The 19669-nt window shown below is 34.7% G+C and carries 16 protein-coding genes; 5 read left to right on the top strand and 11 right to left on the bottom strand.

Annotated features, from left to right (window positions below; translation table 11 throughout):
- Positions 1-106: 106 nt before the first annotated feature.
- Genes galT through CWS01_RS01770 form a run of 3 tightly spaced genes read right to left on the bottom strand, consistent with a single transcriptional unit; the run spans position 107 to position 3924 of the window.
- A complete protein-coding gene (galT, locus tag CWS01_RS01780) occupies positions 107-1627 on the bottom strand; it encodes a UDP-glucose--hexose-1-phosphate uridylyltransferase (RefSeq protein WP_101175322.1) in 1521 nt (506 codons plus the stop codon).
- 56 nt (positions 1628-1683) lie between these two features.
- The gene (gene galE / locus CWS01_RS01775; RefSeq protein ID WP_101175321.1) at positions 1684-2688 is read right to left on the bottom strand and encodes a UDP-glucose 4-epimerase GalE; all 1005 of its coding nucleotides are present in this window, start codon (positions 2686-2688) and stop codon (positions 1684-1686) included.
- A 45-nt stretch (positions 2689-2733) separates the two neighbouring features.
- A complete protein-coding gene (locus CWS01_RS01770; protein WP_101175320.1) occupies positions 2734-3924 on the bottom strand; it encodes a galactokinase in 1191 nt (396 codons plus the stop codon).
- A 201-nt stretch (positions 3925-4125) separates the two neighbouring features.
- Here CWS01_RS01770 and CWS01_RS01765 point away from each other — a divergent pair, with 201 nt between their 5' ends.
- Complete coding sequence (locus CWS01_RS01765) at positions 4126-4995, top strand: helix-turn-helix domain-containing protein (RefSeq protein ID WP_101175319.1); 870 nt, start codon at positions 4126-4128, stop codon at positions 4993-4995.
- Positions 4996-5032: 37 nt separating this feature from the next.
- Here CWS01_RS01765 and CWS01_RS01760 read toward each other — a convergent pair whose 3' ends face one another.
- The 6 genes from CWS01_RS01760 to CWS01_RS01730 all read right to left on the bottom strand — a co-directional run bounded on the left by CWS01_RS01760 (position 5033) and on the right by CWS01_RS01730 (position 11946).
- Positions 5033-5275 (bottom strand): hypothetical protein, encoded by a 243-nt coding sequence (locus CWS01_RS01760; protein ID WP_101175318.1) that lies wholly within the window; start codon positions 5273-5275, stop codon positions 5033-5035.
- 210 nt (positions 5276-5485) lie between these two features.
- Positions 5486-7675, bottom strand: coding sequence for an alpha-galactosidase (locus CWS01_RS01750; protein ID WP_101175316.1), 2190 nt, complete (start codon positions 7673-7675; stop codon positions 5486-5488).
- Positions 7676-7697: 22 nt separating this feature from the next.
- Positions 7698-8516 (bottom strand): carbohydrate ABC transporter permease, encoded by an 819-nt coding sequence (locus CWS01_RS01745; RefSeq protein ID WP_101175315.1) that lies wholly within the window; start codon positions 8514-8516, stop codon positions 7698-7700.
- Positions 8516-9403: a carbohydrate ABC transporter permease gene (locus CWS01_RS01740; protein ID WP_407938522.1), complete on the bottom strand. Its 888-nt coding sequence runs from the start codon at positions 9401-9403 to the stop codon at positions 8516-8518. Before CWS01_RS01740 ends, CWS01_RS01745 begins: the two co-directional genes overlap by 1 nt.
- 142 nt (positions 9404-9545) lie before the next feature.
- Entirely contained in the window at positions 9546-10775 is a 1230-nt protein-coding gene (locus CWS01_RS01735) for an ABC transporter substrate-binding protein (RefSeq protein ID WP_101175314.1), read from the bottom strand.
- 124 nt (positions 10776-10899) lie between these two features.
- Complete coding sequence (locus CWS01_RS01730) at positions 10900-11946, bottom strand: LacI family DNA-binding transcriptional regulator (protein WP_101175313.1); 1047 nt, start codon at positions 11944-11946, stop codon at positions 10900-10902.
- Between the two features lie 601 nt (positions 11947-12547).
- On the opposite strand from CWS01_RS01730, the gene gntK reads away from it, so the two are divergent.
- A complete protein-coding gene (gene gntK, locus CWS01_RS01725; RefSeq protein ID WP_101175312.1) occupies positions 12548-14092 on the top strand; it encodes a gluconokinase in 1545 nt (514 codons plus the stop codon).
- Positions 14093-14718: 626 nt separating this feature from the next.
- Here gntK and gnd read toward each other — a convergent pair.
- Complete coding sequence (gnd, locus tag CWS01_RS01715) at positions 14719-15615, bottom strand: phosphogluconate dehydrogenase (NAD(+)-dependent, decarboxylating) (RefSeq protein WP_101175310.1); 897 nt, start codon at positions 15613-15615, stop codon at positions 14719-14721.
- A 144-nt stretch (positions 15616-15759) separates the two neighbouring features.
- Between gnd and CWS01_RS01710 the strand changes: the two genes are divergently transcribed.
- Positions 15760-16605: a MurR/RpiR family transcriptional regulator gene (locus CWS01_RS01710; RefSeq protein WP_101175309.1), complete on the top strand. Its 846-nt coding sequence runs from the start codon at positions 15760-15762 to the stop codon at positions 16603-16605.
- A 233-nt stretch (positions 16606-16838) separates the two neighbouring features.
- Here CWS01_RS01710 and CWS01_RS01705 read toward each other — a convergent pair whose 3' ends face one another.
- Positions 16839-18170 (bottom strand): GntT/GntP/DsdX family permease, encoded by a 1332-nt coding sequence (locus tag CWS01_RS01705; RefSeq protein WP_101175308.1) that lies wholly within the window; start codon positions 18168-18170, stop codon positions 16839-16841.
- Positions 18171-18562: 392 nt separating this feature from the next.
- Between CWS01_RS01705 and CWS01_RS01700 the strand changes: the two genes are divergently transcribed.
- Both CWS01_RS01700 and CWS01_RS01695 read left to right on the top strand, forming a co-directional pair.
- Positions 18563-19012: a MarR family winged helix-turn-helix transcriptional regulator gene (locus CWS01_RS01700; RefSeq protein WP_101175307.1), complete on the top strand. Its 450-nt coding sequence runs from the start codon at positions 18563-18565 to the stop codon at positions 19010-19012.
- Complete coding sequence (locus CWS01_RS01695; RefSeq protein ID WP_101175306.1) at positions 19012-19662, top strand: HlyD family secretion protein; 651 nt, start codon at positions 19012-19014, stop codon at positions 19660-19662. Before CWS01_RS01700 ends, CWS01_RS01695 begins: the two co-directional genes overlap by 1 nt.
- The last annotated feature ends 7 nt before the right edge of the window (positions 19663-19669 follow it).

Genomic DNA, 19669 nt, shown 5'->3' with positions numbered 1-19669 from the left:
GGCAAGTTTAATAGCACTAAACATAAACAAGAAGAAGAGGCTGTACTCAAAAGTCATTTTTTAATGACTTTTGGGACAGCCCCATTCTTTATGGCACCTAAATTAATTAATTGCCTCTTAATTTTTTAATAAACTTTAAGAATGCCAGTTTACCAGCATCTGTTCGTTTATAAACACCTGCATGATGCAGTATCTTTTCAAACACGATGCCAATTTCTTTTTTAATGATCGTTCCAACATTTTCTTTGGAAAGGTCATGATACTTTCTTTTTATTTCTTTAGCCCAATCTAAATGTTTAACAATTTCAGCATGATTATAAATATTTTGTTCGCAATCTTCCAATAGCAATAGTTCTTCTAATAATGCCATCTCTTCTTTTAATCGACCAGGAAGCACTGCTAATCCCATTACCTCAATCAGTCCAATATTCTCTTTCTTAATATGATGCACTTCTTTATGTGGATGATAGATTCCTAGAGGATGTTCATCATTTATACAATTATTGCGAAGAACTAAGTCGATTTCAAACAAACCATCACGCATGCGAGCAATAGGCGTTATTGTGTTATGGCGAATGGAATCTGTATATGCAATAATTTCTGCACCAGGATCACTGTAAGCAATCCAACTCTGTAAAATATAATCAGAAGCATCGATTAAGTCTTGGATTGATTCTCCCTGTAAGCGAATAACGCTCATCGGCCATTTTACGATTCCAGCACGAACATTAGGAAGTTCCTCCAATAGGAAATATTCCTCTATTTCTGCCTTAGCCATCGGAAACTCATGACAGCCCCCTTGGTAATGCTCATGGGATAATATAGAGCCTCCGACTATAGGCAAATCAGCATTGGAGCCAATAAAATAATGCGGAAACTTCTCTACAAACTGCAATAATCTTTTAAATGTTTCCTTTGTAATTTGCATTGGCTTATGTTCAGCAGAAAAACAAATGGTATGTTCATTATAATAAACATATGGAGAAAATTGAAAAAACCATTGTTCTTTATTTAATTCTACTGGAATAATCCGATGATTTTGTCTCGCTGGATGATTGACTCTACCACCATATCCCGCATTTTCTTTACATAATAAGCATTTAGGATAATTATTTTGCGCTAGTTTTTTTGCTGCAGCAATTGCGACTGGATCTAATTCAGGTTTGGAGAGGTTAATGGTAATTTCTATGTCGCCATAATCAGTCCCAACAAGCCATTCTTCGTTTTTGGCAATTCTGTCTGTCCGAATATAATCTACATCTTTTGATAATTCATAAAACCATTTCGTTGCTTTTTCTGAACCTTCGTTATCGTATGTTTTATAAAATTTTCGATTGATTTCTGATGGTAGAGGAACAAAACAACCCATTACTTTTGTATCCAATAAATCCCGATACGTAATTGTGTTTTCTGGAAGTCTGTCATTATCAGCTGCCCAATCTAAAATATTCCCCATAATCTCCTGCAGTATATACTTTTCTTCTGCTAATTGATTAGACCATTCAAAATCAGTTAACTCTAGCACTTCTAGTATTTTATTGCGAACTACTTCAATGTCCCATTGTGTTATTAATTTTTTCTGTAATCCATATTGAATAAGCTGTTCTATTTCATTATAGATATTCACTTTGTATCCCTCGCCCTTTAAAAAAGAGAGTTGGTTTGTTTCCTATTCTCTTCCTCTTATTTGGTTTTCGCTTTTATCTGATAGCCGTTTGGATTTTTTTGAAACCAATTCCAGGCACTATGGATGATTATTTCTAATGATGGATATTTAGGTTGCCAGCCAAGCTCTTTTTTTGCTTTTTCAGCAGAGGCCACAAGTCTTGCTGGGTCTCCTTCCCTTCTTGGAACTACTGTTGCTGGAATAGCATGGCCTGTTACTTTCCTCGCCGCATCAATTACTTCTTTTACAGAAAATCCATTTCCGTTCCCTAAATTATAAGTGCCGCTTGTTTCGTCACGATATAATTTATCTACTGCCATTAAATGAGCTGCCGCCAAATCTGTTACATGTATATAATCTCTAACGCATGTACCATCCTCTGTATCATAGTCATTGCCAAAAATGCTGATGCTCTCGCGTTTTCCCAATGCTACGTCCAGTATAATTGGAATTAAATGTGTTTCAGGAGAATGGTCCTCTCCTAATTTACCTTCCATATGTGCACCTGCTACATTAAAATAGCGCAATACAACATAGCGAATACCGTAAGCTGCTTCTGACCACTTAAGCATTTTTTCAATGGCAAGCTTTGTTTCCCCATAAGGATTGGTAGGAACCGTTGGATCGTTTTCTTGAATAGGAAAGTTTTTTGCTTCTCCATACGTTGCTGCTGTAGAAGAAAAGACAATTTTTTTTACAGCATGCTGCTTCATCACTTTTAATAAAACCAATGCTCCATTTACATTATTATCATAATATTTTAATGGCTCTATTACACTTTCGCCAACTAGCGAATCTGCCGCAAAGTGGATGACTGCATCCACTTCATTGTGTGCAAAAACTTCATGCAAAAATTCTTCATCTCGCAAATCTCCTTGGTAAAATGCTGCCCCTTCTAAAATTGCTTCTTTATGCCCTGTCTGCAAATTATCAACAACAATTACTTCCTCCTTTCGATCCAATAACTCAGAAACAGTATGACTGCCAATATATCCTGCTCCACCACAAACTAAAATAGCCAACTTTTTTCCTCCTTCTATCCCCTTTTTTAATTGCGTTACAAAAGGTTATTTTGTTATTTCTGTTTGACTGATTTCTTTTGCTCCTTCTCCTACTTGAACCACATAAAAATCTGCTTGCAGACCCGTTTTAGCAGTATACTCTTCTCCGACTTCTTCAATAAATGAATCCAGCTGGCAATTCTCCACAATACTAATAGTGCAGCCGCCAAATCCTGCTCCCGTCATGCGTGAACCAATAACACCAGGTTTAGTCCATGCAGCTTCCACTAATGCATCCAGCTCTTTTCCTGTTACTTCATAATCATCCCTCAAAGAAACATGGGACTCATTCATTAAGCGGCCAAAACCACTGATATCTCCGTCAGTTAATTTTACTACCGCTTCTTTTGTTCTTGCATTTTCATAAACGGCATGTTTTGCTCTTTTTCTCTTCATCTCATTTTTTATTAAATGCTGATTCTTATCAAACGCTTCTGGTGTCATATCTCCTAATGATTGAATAGCCATTTCCTTTTGCAGATCTGCTAATGCACTTTCACATTCACTGCGTCGCTCATTATATTTGGAATCAGCAAGCCCTCTTCGTTTATTTGTGTTTGCAATAACAAGTGAGGCATCCTTTAATTGTAGTGGACTATGCGTATATTCTAATGTTTGGCAATTTAGAAGAACTGCATGCTCCTGCTTTGTCATTCCAATCGCAAATTGATCCATAATTCCGCAGCTTACACCGACAAATTCATTTTCTGCCTGCTGACAAAGCTGCACAAGCTTAATTGAATCGACATCTAACCTATAAAGATTTTTTAATAGAGTTGCTGTTACTACTTCAATAGAGGCAGAGGAAGAAAGACCTGCCCCATTTGGTATTTCTCCTGTAAAAAGAACATCAAATCCTGTATCAAGCTTCATTCCGGCTTGAGCAAAAACATAGATAACGCCTTTTGGATAATTGGCCCAATCATGTTTTTCTTCATATTTTAATTCATTTAACGAAAATTCAATCAAACCAATCTCTTCAAAGTTGACTGAATACATGCGAACAAGATTGTCTGATCTTTTTTTTGCAATCGCATATGTGCCAATTGTCAGCGCACATGGAAATACATGTCCTCCATTATAATCTGTATGTTCACCAATTAAGTTAACACGACCCGGTGCAAAAAAAGTGCGTGCTCCTTCTGCATTTGTTTGAAATACATCTGCAAATTTTTTTATTAGTTCTGTCTTTGTCATATCTATCACCTATCTATTCGTATTTTTATATTAAGCGTTTACATATTTTTATTTTATGGTTTTTACTTTATCTGCTCAATGGTAAAATTAATCGTAGAAAAGGGTATTATTTTGCTTTTGATTTATTGGAATGGAAATACTTTATTCCCTATTCCAGAGAATCCGCCTTTTCTACTCTTCCATAGAAAGTAGGTAAATATTTTGCAAAAAAAAGATTATAATATTTTTGCCTATCGCTTTAGCGAGCAATTGACAAAAGAAGTGGCGCAAATCTGGTCTATTGGCTGGGAAAAGCAAACAAGCTCCCTGTATAACTGGAAAGGAAAAAAGCGTAAAGAAGATAGCATGTTTGTCTTTCAATATACTGTTTCTGGTTTTGGGATTCTTGAGCTTGGAGGAAAAGAATATAAATTAAACGCTGGGAAAGCATTTTTAATCGATATTTCCGAGGAATATTGCTATTATCTTCCAAAAAACAGTGATCATTGGGAGTTTATTTTTATTACTCTTTATGGAGATGCGGTAAAAAAATGCTGGGATTTCATTTACACACATGACAAACCAGTGATTCATTTGCATACAGAAGCAAATCCGATTCTTCACCTTTTGCAAATCTATCAAATGGCTAGTGAAAAAAATATAAAAAATGCCTATCAAGCTTCTAGTCTTGCTTATCAATTTGTAATGGACCTTTACCAATATATAAAAAATTCAAGCAACAAGGATCTGCCTGAAAGCATATTAAATGCTACTCTCTTTGCTCAACATCATTATCATGAAGAAATCGGTCCCGATGAAATGGCGGAAGCTTCTGCTCTTTCAAGATTTCATTTTACCCGCCTATTTAAAAAAACAACGGGCATTACTCCCATACAATACTTAACAAATTTACGTATTTTAAAAGGTGCAGAATTACTATATGAAACGAAATATTCCATTGAAGATATTGCTAAAAATATTGGATATGCTAATGCTAATTATTTTACGAAAGTGTTCCGCCGTTCTACTGGCATTACTCCAGGGGAGTTTCGAAAAAGCAATCAAATCCCCTCTAATGATATTTTTCTTTAATAGAAGATGCTTAAATCACCGAAAATAAGAAAGTGATTTACTCATCTTCTTTTTCTTCGGCAAAAATTTCAAGATGCAAGGAACCTTTTTCATAGATAAAATTTAGTTTTTTCCCTGGGATTAGCATATTTTCTAAAATATCTTTTGATGCTTGCAATGCCATTTCCATTCTCTCTACTTTTTCTGCATCAACTTCTGTTAATTCCTCCTTATTAATCTTCTCCACACTTTTTAAATGATTATAAACAGATTGATAAATTTGATCATATAATTCTTCCATATTCCTTTACATACTCCCTTTCAATTTAGCAAATATCTTAAATAATGTTAATAATAGCATATTTTTGCTCTTTATTAATGAAATCAACAGCAAAAATTTCTCTTCTTGCATCCTTACTATATAAAGAACTTATTTGCCAAAGTCTTCGAGTTGATTTATCTACATAAAAAAAGCCTGCAGACTTATTCTGCAGACTTTTTATGTAGATAATTAAACCTCTTTTATATGCCAAACATAGCTTTGAAAATCTCCTTGAATATCATGAGGCACACTTAAACCAACATATGCTAACTCATCGCCGCCATGAACCTGTTCCGTATTGTCCACTAAATATTTCTTTTTGGCATCCAAGCCTTTTAATCGAATAGAACGTAATGGTGCAGCAGGCTCTGCCAATACACGGAAATAAAAGACTAGGCTTTCCGTTTTTTCTTTATTTACAAACAACCACGCCGTTTCATTTCCTTCAAATGGGCTTAATAAACGATAAAAATCTCCAAATTGAATTAATTTTCGATGCTTTTTATAAAAGGCTGTTTGTTCTTTTACTGCTTCTTTTTCTTCTCCCGTTAATTTTGTTAAATCAAGCTCATAACCTAAATTTCCAGACATCGCTACATCTCCACGCATCTCAATGGACGTAATTCGATGCACTTGGTGGTTAGGAACAGCTGAAACATGAGATCCCATCGATACAATTGGATAGACTAGACTTGTTCCATACTGAATTTTCAAGCGAGAAATGGCATCCGTATTGTCACTCGTCCATGTTTGCGGCATATAATAAAGAATTCCTGCATCAAATCGACCGCCACCGCCAGAGCAGCTTTCAAATAAAATATTAGGAAATCTAGTTGTGATTTCTTCCATGACTTTATATAAACCTAACATATAGCGATGGGCTGTTTCTCGCTGCTGATCGCTTGGCAATAGAGCAGATCCTATTTCTGTCATATGGCGATTCATATCCCATTTCACATAAGAAATCGGCACACTTGAAAGAATAGCACTTACTTGTTTAATAATTTCTTCGCAAACATCTTCTCTTGAGAAATCAAGCACTAATTGATTGCGACTTTCCGACTTGCGACGATTTGGGACATGCAGACACCAATCTGGATGTTCTCTATATAAATCACTATCAACAGAAATCATTTCTGGTTCAAACCAAAGCCCAAAATTCATATCGTAAGTTTCTACTCGTTCCGCTAAATCTTTTAAACCATTTGGCAGTTTTTCTTCATGAACAAACCAGTCCCCTAATGAGGATGTATCATTATCCCTTTTGCCAAACCAGCCATCATCTAAAACAAATAGCTCAATGCCAAGTTCTTTGCCTGCAACTGCTATCTCTTCTATTTTTTCTGCATTAAAATCAAAATATGTTGCTTCCCAATTATTAATTAAAATGGGTCTTTCTTTATCCCGATACGATCCTCTACATAAACGATTGCGGTACAATTCATGGAAAGTTCTCGACATTTCTCCAAGACCTTGATCTGAATAAGTCATGACTACTTCAGGTGTTTGGAATGTATCACTCGGACCTAGTTTCCAACTAAAATCAAATGGATTAATCCCGATTGTAATCCTAGTGTTTTGGAATTGATCCACTTCTGCTTGTGCTAAGAAATTCCCACTATACACTAAATTAAAGGCAAATACTTCACCAAAATCTTCTGTTGTATTTTTTCTTGCTAATGCAATAAATGGATTATGCTGGTGACTGCTTGCCCCCCTGACACTTTCAATCCCTTGCAATCCTGGACGAAGCGCCTGTCTTTCGATTTGTCTTTCTTTGCCCCATGCACCTGGCAAATGAATAAAATCAAAATCAGCTTCACGAAAATCTACATTTGCGCTTAATGCTCGTAAAATTTTTAGATTTTCAGCTCCCTTATTTGTAATAGCAGCAGAGCGCGTAATCACATTATAATCAGCAAAAACCGTATAGGTTAATTTTACTTCCAGGCCTGCAACTGGATCTTCTAATAAAATGTTTAACGTCTCTGCTTCTTGATTATTTTCTACATATGTTGCAGGAAGCCCAGGCAACTTCTCTTTTCCTTGTTTAATTTCATGAGATTTATAGCGTAAATCAGTTATAGTTGAACCATTCTCTAATTGAATTTGAAAAGCTGGTTTGCGAAAATCAGTATTTCCATACTGTGAGTATTCTTGTGGAGTTGTATCTAACGAAAAAGTACGATCTTCCTTATTTGGATTTCCTGAAAAAGCCCGATCTAAAAACTGCAAAGGATTGCTGTTTCCAAACGCTTGCACTTTTTTCCCCCAATAAAGATGCACTAAATAATTTTCTTTTAATATTTCCATTGCATAACTAGCATCTTTAGCACTTAAATGAAAAATCTTTTTCTGTTCATCAAAATGTATTCCCATAATTTGTTTCCTCTCTCTCTTTCTATTTAATTGCTCCTCTTACAACTCCTCCAATTAACCATTTCTGTGCGAAAATATAAACTATCACCATTGGAGCTAGTGCTAAAATATAGGATGCAAACGCTAAGTTAAAATCGGTTCCAAATTCAGTTTGGAAAACATATTGAACAAGCGGCAACGTGTAATCTCCTGAATCGTTCAAAATAATAAGTGGAAGCATAAAATCATTCCAAGTCCATAAGCATGTTAAAATGCCTACTGTAGCATTAATTGGTGATAATAATGGAAAAATAACCTTCCAGAATACTTTCCAAGTACTGCAGCCGTCTACAATTGCTGCTTCTTCCAATTCTTTTGGAATAGAACGGATATATCCTACATAGATAAATACATTTGTGGACATTCCATACACAATATACAATAAAATTAATCCCCAAGTATTATTCATTCCAAGCAATGAGGTTTGTTTTACAATCGGAAGCATAATGATTGGAAACGGAATAAACAAAGCACTAACAAAATAAAAATATAAACCTTTAAAAAATTTGCGATGCATATTTCTTGCTATTGCATATGCAACAAGGGAATTTGTCAATATGGTAAAAACAAGTGTAACTACTGTTATCAAAACACTATTTTTTAATGCCTGGAAAAAATTTGTTGCTTCAATTGCACGTACAAAGTTTTCAAAATGAAGTCCGATTGGAAACGCTAGTGCTGATTTTGCTAATTCATCCGGCGTTTTAAGTGCAATAGATAACGCGATATATAATGGAAATAGTACCAGCAAGGATCCAAGGGCAATTAACGTCGTTACACCCCAATTCTTTTTCTTTGCCATTACATGTTCATCTCCCTTTTTTGCAGAACTTTAATTTGGAAAACAGATATTAACATGATCACGATAAAGTAAATAACAGCATTTGCAGATTGATATGCAAATTCTCCACCCATAAATCCACCTGTATAGATTAATAGAGAGATTGATTCTGTTGCACGTCCTGGACCGCCATTTGTTAATGCAATTATTTGATCAAAAACCATTAAGAAATTTTTCATCGATAAGACCATATTGATTGTAAAAAATGGTGCAATGACTGGAAATGTAATTTTCCAGAATGATTGCCATTTATTAGCCCCGTCTAGGCTAGACGCTTCATATAATTCAATCGGCACTGTCTGCAATCCAGATAGATATAAAATGACGTTAAACGCACATGCCTGCCAAACAGCTACAATTAAAATTCCAATCCAGGCCAAGCTTTCACTTCCAAGAATATTAGAAGATAAAAAGCCAATATTCATTTTTTCACCAAGGTCTGGAATAACATTTGCAAATAAATAATTAAAGATAAATCCGACGACAAGAACACCTAAAACATTTGGCAAAAAGTAGACTGCCCGAAAGAAGTTCTTACCTTTAATCTTAGAATTAAGCCCAACTGCAATCGCTAAACTAAATATATTTACAAGAATGGTTGCAATAATAGCAAATTTAAAAGTAAATAAATAAGAGTTCAGTACATTAACATCTTTAAATAGATTGATATAATTTTTAAAACCGACAAAGTTATAAACTAAGCTCAATCCATCCCAGTTGGTAAAAGAATAGTAGATTCCTTGGAGAGCAGGATAGGTGTGAAATGCAGCAAATAATACGACAGCAGGAATTGCCATTAAATAATAGGCTAAATTTTTCGAAATCTTTTTCCGCTTTTTCTGAATCATTGTTTTTGGGGGAGTAATGGTATTTTTTTCAACATTCACATAATTTTTTTCCATTTTATCCACTTCCTATAATTTAGATAAATACTTGTTTATTTCAATACCGTCTTTGCAAAAGACGGTATTGAATGAAGCATTTTAAGCTTTACTTACGATCTTGAACTTTTTCCCATTCACTTTGTAACGTATCTAGGAAACTATCAATATCTTTTTTCTGTGCTAAAGTTTGCAAGTTTTTATCAAGAGCAACCCCTACAGGAACATAATGATCTGGGAAATCTGTTAATGCGCCTGAATCAAAGTTTGCTTGAAGTCCTTCTAAGATAGTATCTTTTTGCTCAATTCCAATTTGTGCTGAAAATGCCTTTTGCTCATCAATATACGTTTTTGTGTTTTCTTCATCTAATAAAAATTCAACAAATTTCTTTGCTTCTTTAGCATTTTTTGTTTGAGAAGAAACACTTAATTGTAAATCTACACCAGATACTAATTTATTTTTCGCAGCATCATTAATTGCAGGGAATGGAAATACGCCTAAATCAATATCCGGGTTAGCTTTTTGAATTTCAGGAATTGCCCAAATTCCTTGTAAATACATAGCAGATTCACCATTTGCAAATGCTGTATTACCATCAGAATAAGCATCTCCAAATTGGTCTTTATGCCCTAATTCTGTAAGCTGAACAAATTTTTCTGCCGCTTCTTTATATCTTGTATCTACTTTAACCTTTCCTTCTTTAAGCAAGCCATAGAAATCATCGCCTTGAGTATTAGCCGCTAAAGCATTAAATGAAGGCAATGTTGTCCATGCGTCTTTAAATGTAAGATAGAATGGAATTTTGCCTGCAGCTTTTACCTTTTCTGCTGTTGCAATAAATTCATCCCATGTTTTCGGCACTTCTAACCCCAATTCTTTAAAAATTGCTTTATTGTAGATAACGCCAACTGCATTTGCTACATAAGGAATAGCATAAATTTTATCTTGCTCACTAACATCCTTTAACATTTGTGTATAGGCTGGCTGAATTTTTTCCAAATTGCTGTCTTTTGATAAATCTTCAAAAACACCTGCCTTTGCCAACTCTTTATATGTAGAATTTGCTCCAATCCCAATAATATCGGGAATATCTCTTTTTGCTATTCGAGTTTTCAAAACAGTTTCTGCTTCTGGCGGACTTTTTTGTTCTATATCAATATTAGGATTTTCTTTTTCAAATTTTTTGATTAGCTCATCAAAAGTGCCTATTGCTTCTCTTTTATAATGGAAAAACTCAATTTTTACTTTTCCATCATCACTAGATGCATCTTTAGAGCAGCCGCTGAAAATAGATAACGATAATAGTCCTGCCGACAATAACGCAATTGTTTTCTTCATTGTTTTCCCCCATTTTAAGTACTATTTTAGAAAATAATTAGTTAAAATAATTTTCAAATAATTGAATTCGGTTACATTTTATCTTAATAGAAACGATCCGCCTCCTTCCTAATAAAGTTTATTTTTAATTCCTTTTTCTACTGATAGATTCTCTTTCAATTAAATCTGTTTGTAAAACCGATTTAATTGGCACTACTCTGCCATTTAATCGATCCAATAGAAGCTTAGCCGCTGTTTTTCCCATTTCCTCTGTATGTACCTTTACCGTCGATAATCTTGGATACAGGTAAGCAGCTGCCTCAATATCATCAAAACTAAAAATGGACACATCTTCAGGAACTTTTATATTTGCTTCATGAAGTGCACGCATTGCTCCGATTGCAATCGGATCACTTGCAGTGATAATCGCAGTAGGAAAAGGTGTCTGCTTACTTGTTTGTTCCAGCATTTTTTTGATGGATGAATAGCCCCCATTTGGTCCCCACTCATCAATATAAATATTTCCCTCATTATATAAATCGTGATCCTGCATTTTTCTTGTAAAGGCCTCTAATCTAACATCCTTAATTTCTTGCATCCCGCTATTGCTGATTGTTTTTATAATAGCTTTTCCGCCTAAATAGGCAATATTTCTATGTTCTAGCGCCATCAATCGATCAATAATTTTTTCTGTGGCCTGTTCAAAATCCGATATCACTACATCAAAGGATCCCGATTTTGAATCAAAATCACATAAAACCACATTATGATTTGCCTGAAAAATTGTTTGTAAATCGACTACATCAACTCTTCCAATAACAATAACACCGTCTAACGCATTTAATTCTTCAACAAGGAATTTTGATTTTCCAACAATTAAAACACGCGCAATATTAAGCGGAAGTTCTCGACAGATACTTTCGACACCTAAACGAATAGATAAAAAATATGGATCAATTATTTCCTCTTCTTGTGAAACTGTTAAAATTAAACCGATATTATAGGATTTTTGTTCTGTCTCCTCTTTATTTGCCTTTTTTCTAGTTGGTTTATAATTTAAACTTTCAGCAGTTTCCAACACTTTTTTTCTTGTTTCTTCTGAAACGGATAAAGTAATATCTCCATTTAATATTCTTGATACAGTGGCATTCGACACACCTGCTTTATTTGCTACATCCTTCATTTTTGTCATTATGCATCAACCGCCTAACTTCCATTTACTAAAATTCAGTAAAATTATTAAATTAAATATAACAAATAAAACGTTTTCATACAATATTTTTTCGAAAATTTACTTAAATATAATTTTTTCAGTAAATTTTCATGCTTTCTTTTTGTAGAAAAAAAGAAATTCACTGCTACTAAATGGCTTAAATCCTGCATTATCTTATTAAATAACCTTTCTTTTATAATAAAACAAGAATTTCCCCTCATTTCATCTTCATAAACCCCACTTATAACCACCCTAAATTTTTACTAAAATTATAAGTAAACAAAATATTTTCCCTAAAAAAACAACACATTCTTGCTGAATAATTCAAATAGAAAAAAGAAATATTTTATTTTACTGTATATTTCCCCAAAAAAATTCTAATTCTTAACTATATTAAAAGAAAAATAAAAGGAGTTTATTATAAAATAGAATGGAAATATTTTATGAAAACAGTTCCAATACCTTTTGTTTTCCTATAAAATAGAATGAAAGAAATATTTTTTCTTACTTTCAATTATCATCGATAAATTTTTTTCACACTTTCTTTTACTTAGACTTTTTATATAAAGGAGACTTATATATGTCACATGATTTCTACTATTTAGGCGTTGATATCGGAACAACTAGTACAAAATCTGTATTATTCGGTGAAGCAGGCAAAGTAATTAGCATGCATCATGTTGAATATCCTCTTTACAGTCCAGCACCTGCCATTGCAGAACAAGACCCTGAAGAAATCTTTCAAGCAGTGAAAGAAACAATAAAAACTGCTTTAAAAAAAGGAAATATCAATAATAAAAAATTAAAGCTTGTTTCTTTCAGTTCTGCTATGCATAGTGTTATTGCATTAGATGAAAAAGGAAAACCGTTGACTCGCTGCATCACATGGGCAGACTCTAGAGCCAGTGAATGGGCAGCTAAAATTAAACAAGAATATAACGGGATGGAGATTTACCGAAGAACAGGAACACCGATCCACCCAATGGCACCGCTTTCTAAAATAGCGTGGCTGCGAACTGATTTCCCAGAGATTTTTTCCAAAACAAAAAAATTCATTGGGATTAAAGAGTATATCTTTTATAAACTATTTAATGAATATGTAGTGGATCACTCTATTGCATCGGCAACTGGGATGTTTAATATTTTTGAATTAGATTGGGACAAAGAAGCATTAGAAGTTGCGGGAATATCTAAAGATCAATTGCCAAAGCCTGTGCCAACTACTCATTATCTGCAAAATTTAAAAGAAGAGTATGCAAGTGAACTTGGCATTTTGCCAACTACTCCTTTTGTTGTCGGCGCAAGTGATGGCGTTTTATCCAATCTTGGTGTAAACGCTATTGATCCTGGGGTTGTTGCTGTGACAATTGGTACAAGCGGCGCCATTCGCACGGTAACAGATAAGCCGGTAACCGATCCAAAAGGAAGAATTTTCTGTTATGCTCTAACAGAAAACCATTGGGTAGTAGGGGGTCCTGTCAATAATGGAGGGATGACATTCAGATGGGTGCGAGATGAATTGGCATCTTCTGAAGTGGAAACGGCTAAACGCCTTGGCATTGATCCATACGAAGTATTGACAAAAATTGCATCACGAGTCTCTCCTGGCTGTGATGGTCTTCTTTTCCATCCATATTTAGCTGGTGAAAGAGCTCCGCTTTGGAATGCAAATGCAAGAGGTTCTTTTTTCGGCCTAGGTTTGCATCATAAAAAAGAGCATATGGTTCGAGCGGTGCTAGAAGGTGTTATCCTAAACCTTTATACCGTTATGCTTGCATTGCAGGAAGTGATTGGTCAGCCTAAACAAATTCAGGCCACAGGAGGATTTGCTCGCTCTGCATTATGGCGTCAAATGATGGCCGATATATTTGATCAAGAAGTAACCGTTCCAGAAAGCTTTGAAAGCTCTTGTTTAGGTGCCATTGTATTGGGAATGTACGCACTCGGCGACATTAAAGACTTCTCCATCATGAAAGAACTAGTCGGCAGCACCCATTCCCATGAGCCAATTAGAGAAAATGTTGACATATATCAAGATTTAACATCTATTTATATTCGCATTTCTCGCTTATTGGAAACTGAATATGATCAAATTGCAGACTTTCAGAAAAAATGGGTAAAATAAAATCCGTTGCTATAAAGAAACATACTAAGTTTAGTAGGAGCCGTCTGATAAGTCCCTAAAACAAAGCCAGTGGAAAAAACGAGTTTTTCCCACTGGCTTTTGTTCTGGTTTTTTGCTGAAAGCAGCTGGCGAATGCCTACTACTTTCAGGATGTTATTACCTTCAAAACTCTCCATATGCTTGATCGAGTCCCCGCAATCAAAACATGTGGAATGACTAATTATTCTTAATATGATTGAACTTACTTTCTACTCCAACTTTATGTCGTGAATAGAAAGAAGACTGTTTGAGAAGCATGGTGTCACCTCTATTATTTATCTATATTTTAAAGCCTGAATGTTTGAAATTCTATACTTAATGGGTGGAAGATAGGTTGATTGGAGTGGAAGGGGTAAGACTCCTACGGGATTAGCGAGACAGTCCGAGACCCTGCAGGAGCGAAGCGACGGAGCGGCACGGCGCTCGCCCCCGTGGAAAGCGAACCCCTGAAGTGGAAATCAACCTCCCCATTTAAAAGAAAGAAAGAAAAATAAATAAAAAAATGTAAACAAACTTCCTTTTTAAGGAGAATTTGTCTACATTCTGAATCATCCTATTATTCAATAATTATATTATCATCGATATGCTTAAGCATTTTCCACACTATGCCCACCAAATTCATTTCGCAGAGATGCTACAACTTTTCCTGCAAATGTATCTTCTTCCAATGAACGATAGCGCATCATTAAAGATAATGCTGTTACCGGAATAGCTGCCTGTAGCTCCAAAGCCGTTTCCACTGTCCATTTCCCTTCACCAGACGAATGCATAACTCCTTTAATTCCCTCTAAGTTAGGATCTTTGGAAAATGCATTTTCTGTAAGCTCCATTAACCATGATCGAATAACAGACCCATTATTCCATACTCGTGCAACACTTTCGTTATCAAAATTATATTCACTTTTTTGCAGCAGTTCAAACCCTTCTGCGATCGCTTGCATCATACCATACTCTACACCATTATGAACCATTTTTAAAAAGTGTCCACTTCCACTTTCACCTGCAAACATATAGCCGTTATCAACACATAAATCTTTGAATAACCGTTCAATTGACTGAAAGATTTCTTTGTTTCCACCAATCATCATGCACGCACCATTTCTAGCTCCACTTGTTCCCCCACTAGTGCCAACATCTAAAAAGTGAATGCCCTTTTCCCCAAGTTCCTTTGCTCTCTGCTTCGAATCTTTATAATGGGAATTTCCTCCCTCGATAATAGTATCTCCTGCTGATAACAATTCCTTTAATTCTTTAATAACACCTGTTGTTATCTCTCCTGCTGGAACCATAACCCATATCACTTTTGGACTTGGCAATGTCTCTACAAGTTCTGCAATTGAATAAGCGCCATTTGCACCTTCTTTTTTTATTTTATCTACAGCGCTTACATTTACATCAAAAGCTGTTACACTATACTTATGGTCCAATAAATTCATTGCTAAATTATAACCCATTTTTCCAAGACCAATTAATCCAATATTCATAGTCGATACTCCCTTTGAAAATTTATTTCATTTCTTATTATTATTATACGAAATTTTTTTCGTAAAATAAACCTTTTTGAAAAATATTTTTCCAAAAGAAACTATGCTATAATTTTTATATTACAATCGAAAGGATAGAATACTATGGCGCAAAACTGTATAGGTAAAATTCGTTCCTATTATGCGAGATTAAGTGAAAAAGAAAAGAAAATTGCCAATTATATTCTAGATAACCCAGAAAAAATAATTCATTCTACCATCAATGAATTAGCAGAGGATTTAAATGTGGCAGACGCAACTGTTTTTCGCTTTTGCAAGCGGATTGGCTTTAAAGGATATCAAGCAATGAAAATTGCCCTTGCCTCTGAAATCATTAAGCCTATTCAACAAATTCATGAAGAAATTTCAGAACATGATACAGTAAAAACTGTTACAGAAAAAGTGTTCAAATCAAATGTACAAACCTTAGATAATACCCTACAGATTCTTAATGAACCATCTATTCAAAAAGCGGTTGACTTACTGAGAAATGCAAAACGAGTAGAGTTTTATGGTACAGGGGGTTCTGCTGTTATCGCGATGGATGCATTTCATAAATTTGTACGCACAGGAATAAAAGCGTTTTCATTTATTGACTCTCACTTTCAGCTTATGTCTGCTTCTCAATTGTCCGAAACCGATATTGCAGTGGTTATTTCACACTCTGGAACCAACAAAGACACGTTGAATATATTAAAAACAGCAAAAGCCAATGGAGCTAAAACACTCAGTATTACTGGATATCCGAAATCTCCTATTGCGCAAATTGCTGACGTTGCATTATTTACTAGTTCAGAAGAAACAGAATATCGTTCTGAAGCATTATCTTCTAGAATTGCCCAACTTAGCTTAATAGATGCACTATATGTTAATATGATGATATTGAATAAAGAAACTGCTAATAGATCCCTTGATAAAATACGAAGTGCCATATCCGATACAAGAATGTAATATAGCTTACTTAAAGATCCTACTCTACCCTTTGAGAGGATCTTTTTTTATTCCTATTTTACAGTCTTTTTGTCCACTAGCTCCAGATGAGAAACGATCAGGAGAATTCTTAAGACTTACTAATTAAAAGCCTGATTTGTTCAACATAAAAAGGTGCGCTATTCTAGAATAGCTCCCCAAGTTTATAAAGGGAAAACTAATTCTTTTAATAGCACACCTTTTTTAACAAATGCTTAAACAAATAAATCTAAAAGTAAAACACCGCCAAATGCTACAAATGATAATACTGTTTCTAAAACAGTCCATGTTTTAAATGTTTCTTCTACAGACAAGCCCAGATACTCTTTTACCATCCAGAATCCTGCATCATTTACATGGGAGAACATTAATGAACCCGCACCTGTTGCAAGAACTAACAATTCTAAATTAACCCCAGACATATGTTCAATAATCGGCGAAACAATCCCTGCCGCTGTTGTCAATGCTACTGTTGCAGATCCAGTTGCGATTCGAATTAATCCAGCAATTAAAAAAGCTAAAACAATTGGTGATAAGGACAAGCTTTCTGACATATTTCCTATTGTTGCACCTACACCACTGTCGATTAATACTTGTTTAAATGCTCCGCCTGCTCCAATGATTAATACAATAGAACCAACAGGCAAAATGCATTCTTCAGTAAACTTTTTAATTTTATCTTTATCCATTCCTTGACGGAAGCCAAGGAAATAAAAAGCAAAGAATACAGCAAGCAATAAAGAAACTAACGGGCTGCCGATAAAAGCCAATGCACTTCTAACATCGCCTGAGAAAAATTTCATATATGGAGCAGCAGTTCCAATAATCATTAAAATAACCGGCAATAGAATGGCAAAAAATGAAAGTCCTGTATTCGGCAATTCAGATTCACTTTTTTGTTCTACCTTAATTAACTCAGGATTACCCTTTGGAACCACTCGTTTATTTACCCATTTCGCAAATAACGGTCCGCCAATAATACCTGCAGGCAATGCAATAATTAATGAATATAATAGCACTTTTCCTAAGTTTGCTCCGTAAATGCCAATTGCAGCAATCGCTCCAGGATGCGGCGGCACAAGACCATGTACAATGGAAAGTCCAGCAATACCTGGAAGAGCAATCAATAATATATTTTTTTTCGTTGCTTTTTGAATAGAAATAACAAGCGGCAATAAAATTAAAATACCAACTTCAAAAAATACAGGTATTCCAATAATAAATCCTGAAAAGAACATCGCCCAAGGCAGTTTCTTCTCACCGAAAGCCTTTACAAAAAAGTTTGCAATTTGTAAACCTGCACCAGATTCAGACAACATTTTTCCTAGAATCGTACCAAGAGCAAGAATTCCGACTAAATGTCCTAAAACACCGCCAACCCCAGTTTCATAAGCGCTTACAATTTTATCCCATGATAAACCTGCAAATATAGCTAAAAATAAACTCGCAACTGTTAAACTAATAAATGCATGCCACCTAAATAAGGAAACTCCTAAAATGACAAGAATAATAGAAAGCAGTGTGATGATTAATAAATAGGCATCCATAAAACTACCACCTTTGTCCATTTGTATATCAAATATGTTTTGTAAGCATTTTCATTTGATAATTGTATTATACGAAAAAATATTTCTTAAATCAACAGTAAATCGAAAAAAAATTTTATTTCAGTATATTTGATTTTTTCCGATTTTTACTTTATATATATAGCTTATCTACTTCTTTTCAACGAAACCCTATTTTATTTTCTACAGAATTTAATTTCTTAATGCATTTTTCATTTTTATTTCATGTATCTTTCATGTTGCCTCCTTATTATTAATCCGAAGAAAATGGAACCATTTTTATGTTTAGACAAAAGGACGTTGTTTCTATGATAGTTCGTATACGAATATTTCGCCCTCGAACTAAAAATATTAATTTCTAAAGGAGACGTGATATGAAAGACGCTTTAAATAATGAACTTCTACGTTCGTATGCGAATATTAACAAGGCTTATTTTCAGCTTCTTAAAGTAGATGCAGAAAGAATGGGAATAACAGTCGTCCAATTAAAAACAATGTATCGAATATCAGCTCACCCTAATACCGGATTAGGAGAACTTGCCGAGATTTTGCGATTAACAAAAAGTACAGTTAGTGGTGTCATTGATCGCCTGGTTCACCAAGGTTTAGTCGAACGGACCATTCCATCAACTGACCGCCGTGCGGTTAATCTCAAACTGACTGACAAGGGACAAGAAACTTTAAAGCAACTATTTGAAGGAAAAACTGTTGTATCCGAAAAAATGCATAAAATAATGAATATGCCAAAAGAAGATATAAATAAACTTTTATCTTTGAACAATCAAATCTTATCTATTTTAACCGCTAGGGAGGACATTTATTAATGAACGCAAAACGTATGATTTTAATCAACATCATTCTGCTGATTGTTTTAGTAGGTGGTGGCTTTACAGGATATTATTTTTATGATAAATCAGTTTCTTATATTTCTACTGACAATGCACAAATTGCTGGGCAACAAATCAGCATCGCTGCACCTGCATCTGGAAAATTAACATCATGGGATGGAAATGTTAGCGATCATTTTAATAAAAATGACAAAATTGGAACAATTAAAGTAACAACAGAAACAGGTACAGTTGATATGCATGTTGCTGTTCCTGCCAACAGCACAATTGTACAATCAAGCGCAGTAGAAAATTCTTATGTAGCTGCTGGTACATCTCTTGCAAAAAGCTATGATATGAGCAATCTTTGGGTAACAGCCAATGTAGACGAAACAGATCTAAACGATGTAAAAATTGGGCAAGATGTTGACTTATATGTTGATGCATATCCTGATACTACTTTAACAGGTAAAGTTGATTCATTAGGGTTAGCAACATCAGCAACATTCTCTCTTCTTCCAACAAGCAATAGTTCTGGAAACTATACGAAAGAAACACAAGTTATTCCTGTTAAAATCTCCATTGATAATTACGGTGGTTTAGATCTAGTACCTGGTATGAATGTAACTGTGCGAATCCATAAGTAGGTGATGA

The sequence above is a fragment of the Niallia nealsonii genome (assembly GCF_002835805.1).
GTDB classification, from domain to species: domain Bacteria; phylum Bacillota; class Bacilli; order Bacillales; family Cytobacillaceae; genus Niallia; species Niallia nealsonii.
The sequence above is the reverse complement of the archived record's forward strand: the minus strand, read 5'-3'. Positions and strand labels throughout refer to the sequence as shown.

What these genes read in the sequence shown, in the direction of transcription:
- CWS01_RS01750 (WP_101175316.1), bottom strand. Translation starts at nt 7,675, where the DNA reads ATGGGAATACATTTTGATGAACAGAAAAAGATTTTTCATTTAAGTGCT.
- CWS01_RS01730 (WP_101175313.1), bottom strand. Translation starts at nt 11,946, where the DNA reads ATGACAAAAATGAAGGATGTAGCAAATAAAGCAGGTGTGTCGAATGCC.
- CWS01_RS01700 (WP_101175307.1), top strand. Translation starts at nt 18,563, where the DNA reads ATGAAAGACGCTTTAAATAATGAACTTCTACGTTCGTATGCGAATATT.
- CWS01_RS01735 (WP_101175314.1), bottom strand. Translation starts at nt 10,775, where the DNA reads ATGAAGAAAACAATTGCGTTATTGTCGGCAGGACTATTATCGTTATCT.
- gntK (WP_101175312.1), top strand. Translation starts at nt 12,548, where the DNA reads ATGTCACATGATTTCTACTATTTAGGCGTTGATATCGGAACAACTAGT.
- CWS01_RS01740 (WP_407938522.1), bottom strand. Translation starts at nt 9,403, where the DNA reads ATGATTCAGAAAAAGCGGAAAAAGATTTCGAAAAATTTAGCCTATTAT.
- CWS01_RS01760 (WP_101175318.1), bottom strand. Translation starts at nt 5,275, where the DNA reads ATGGAAGAATTATATGATCAAATTTATCAATCTGTTTATAATCATTTA.
- CWS01_RS01705 (WP_101175308.1), bottom strand. Translation starts at nt 18,170, where the DNA reads ATGGATGCCTATTTATTAATCATCACACTGCTTTCTATTATTCTTGTC.
- CWS01_RS01745 (WP_101175315.1), bottom strand. Translation starts at nt 8,516, where the DNA reads ATGGCAAAGAAAAAGAATTGGGGTGTAACGACGTTAATTGCCCTTGGA.
- gnd (WP_101175310.1), bottom strand. Translation starts at nt 15,615, where the DNA reads ATGAATATTGGATTAATTGGTCTTGGAAAAATGGGTTATAATTTAGCA.
- CWS01_RS01695 (WP_101175306.1), top strand. Translation starts at nt 19,012, where the DNA reads ATGAACGCAAAACGTATGATTTTAATCAACATCATTCTGCTGATTGTT.
- CWS01_RS01770 (WP_101175320.1), bottom strand. Translation starts at nt 3,924, where the DNA reads ATGACAAAGACAGAACTAATAAAAAAATTTGCAGATGTATTTCAAACA.
- CWS01_RS01710 (WP_101175309.1), top strand. Translation starts at nt 15,760, where the DNA reads ATGGCGCAAAACTGTATAGGTAAAATTCGTTCCTATTATGCGAGATTA.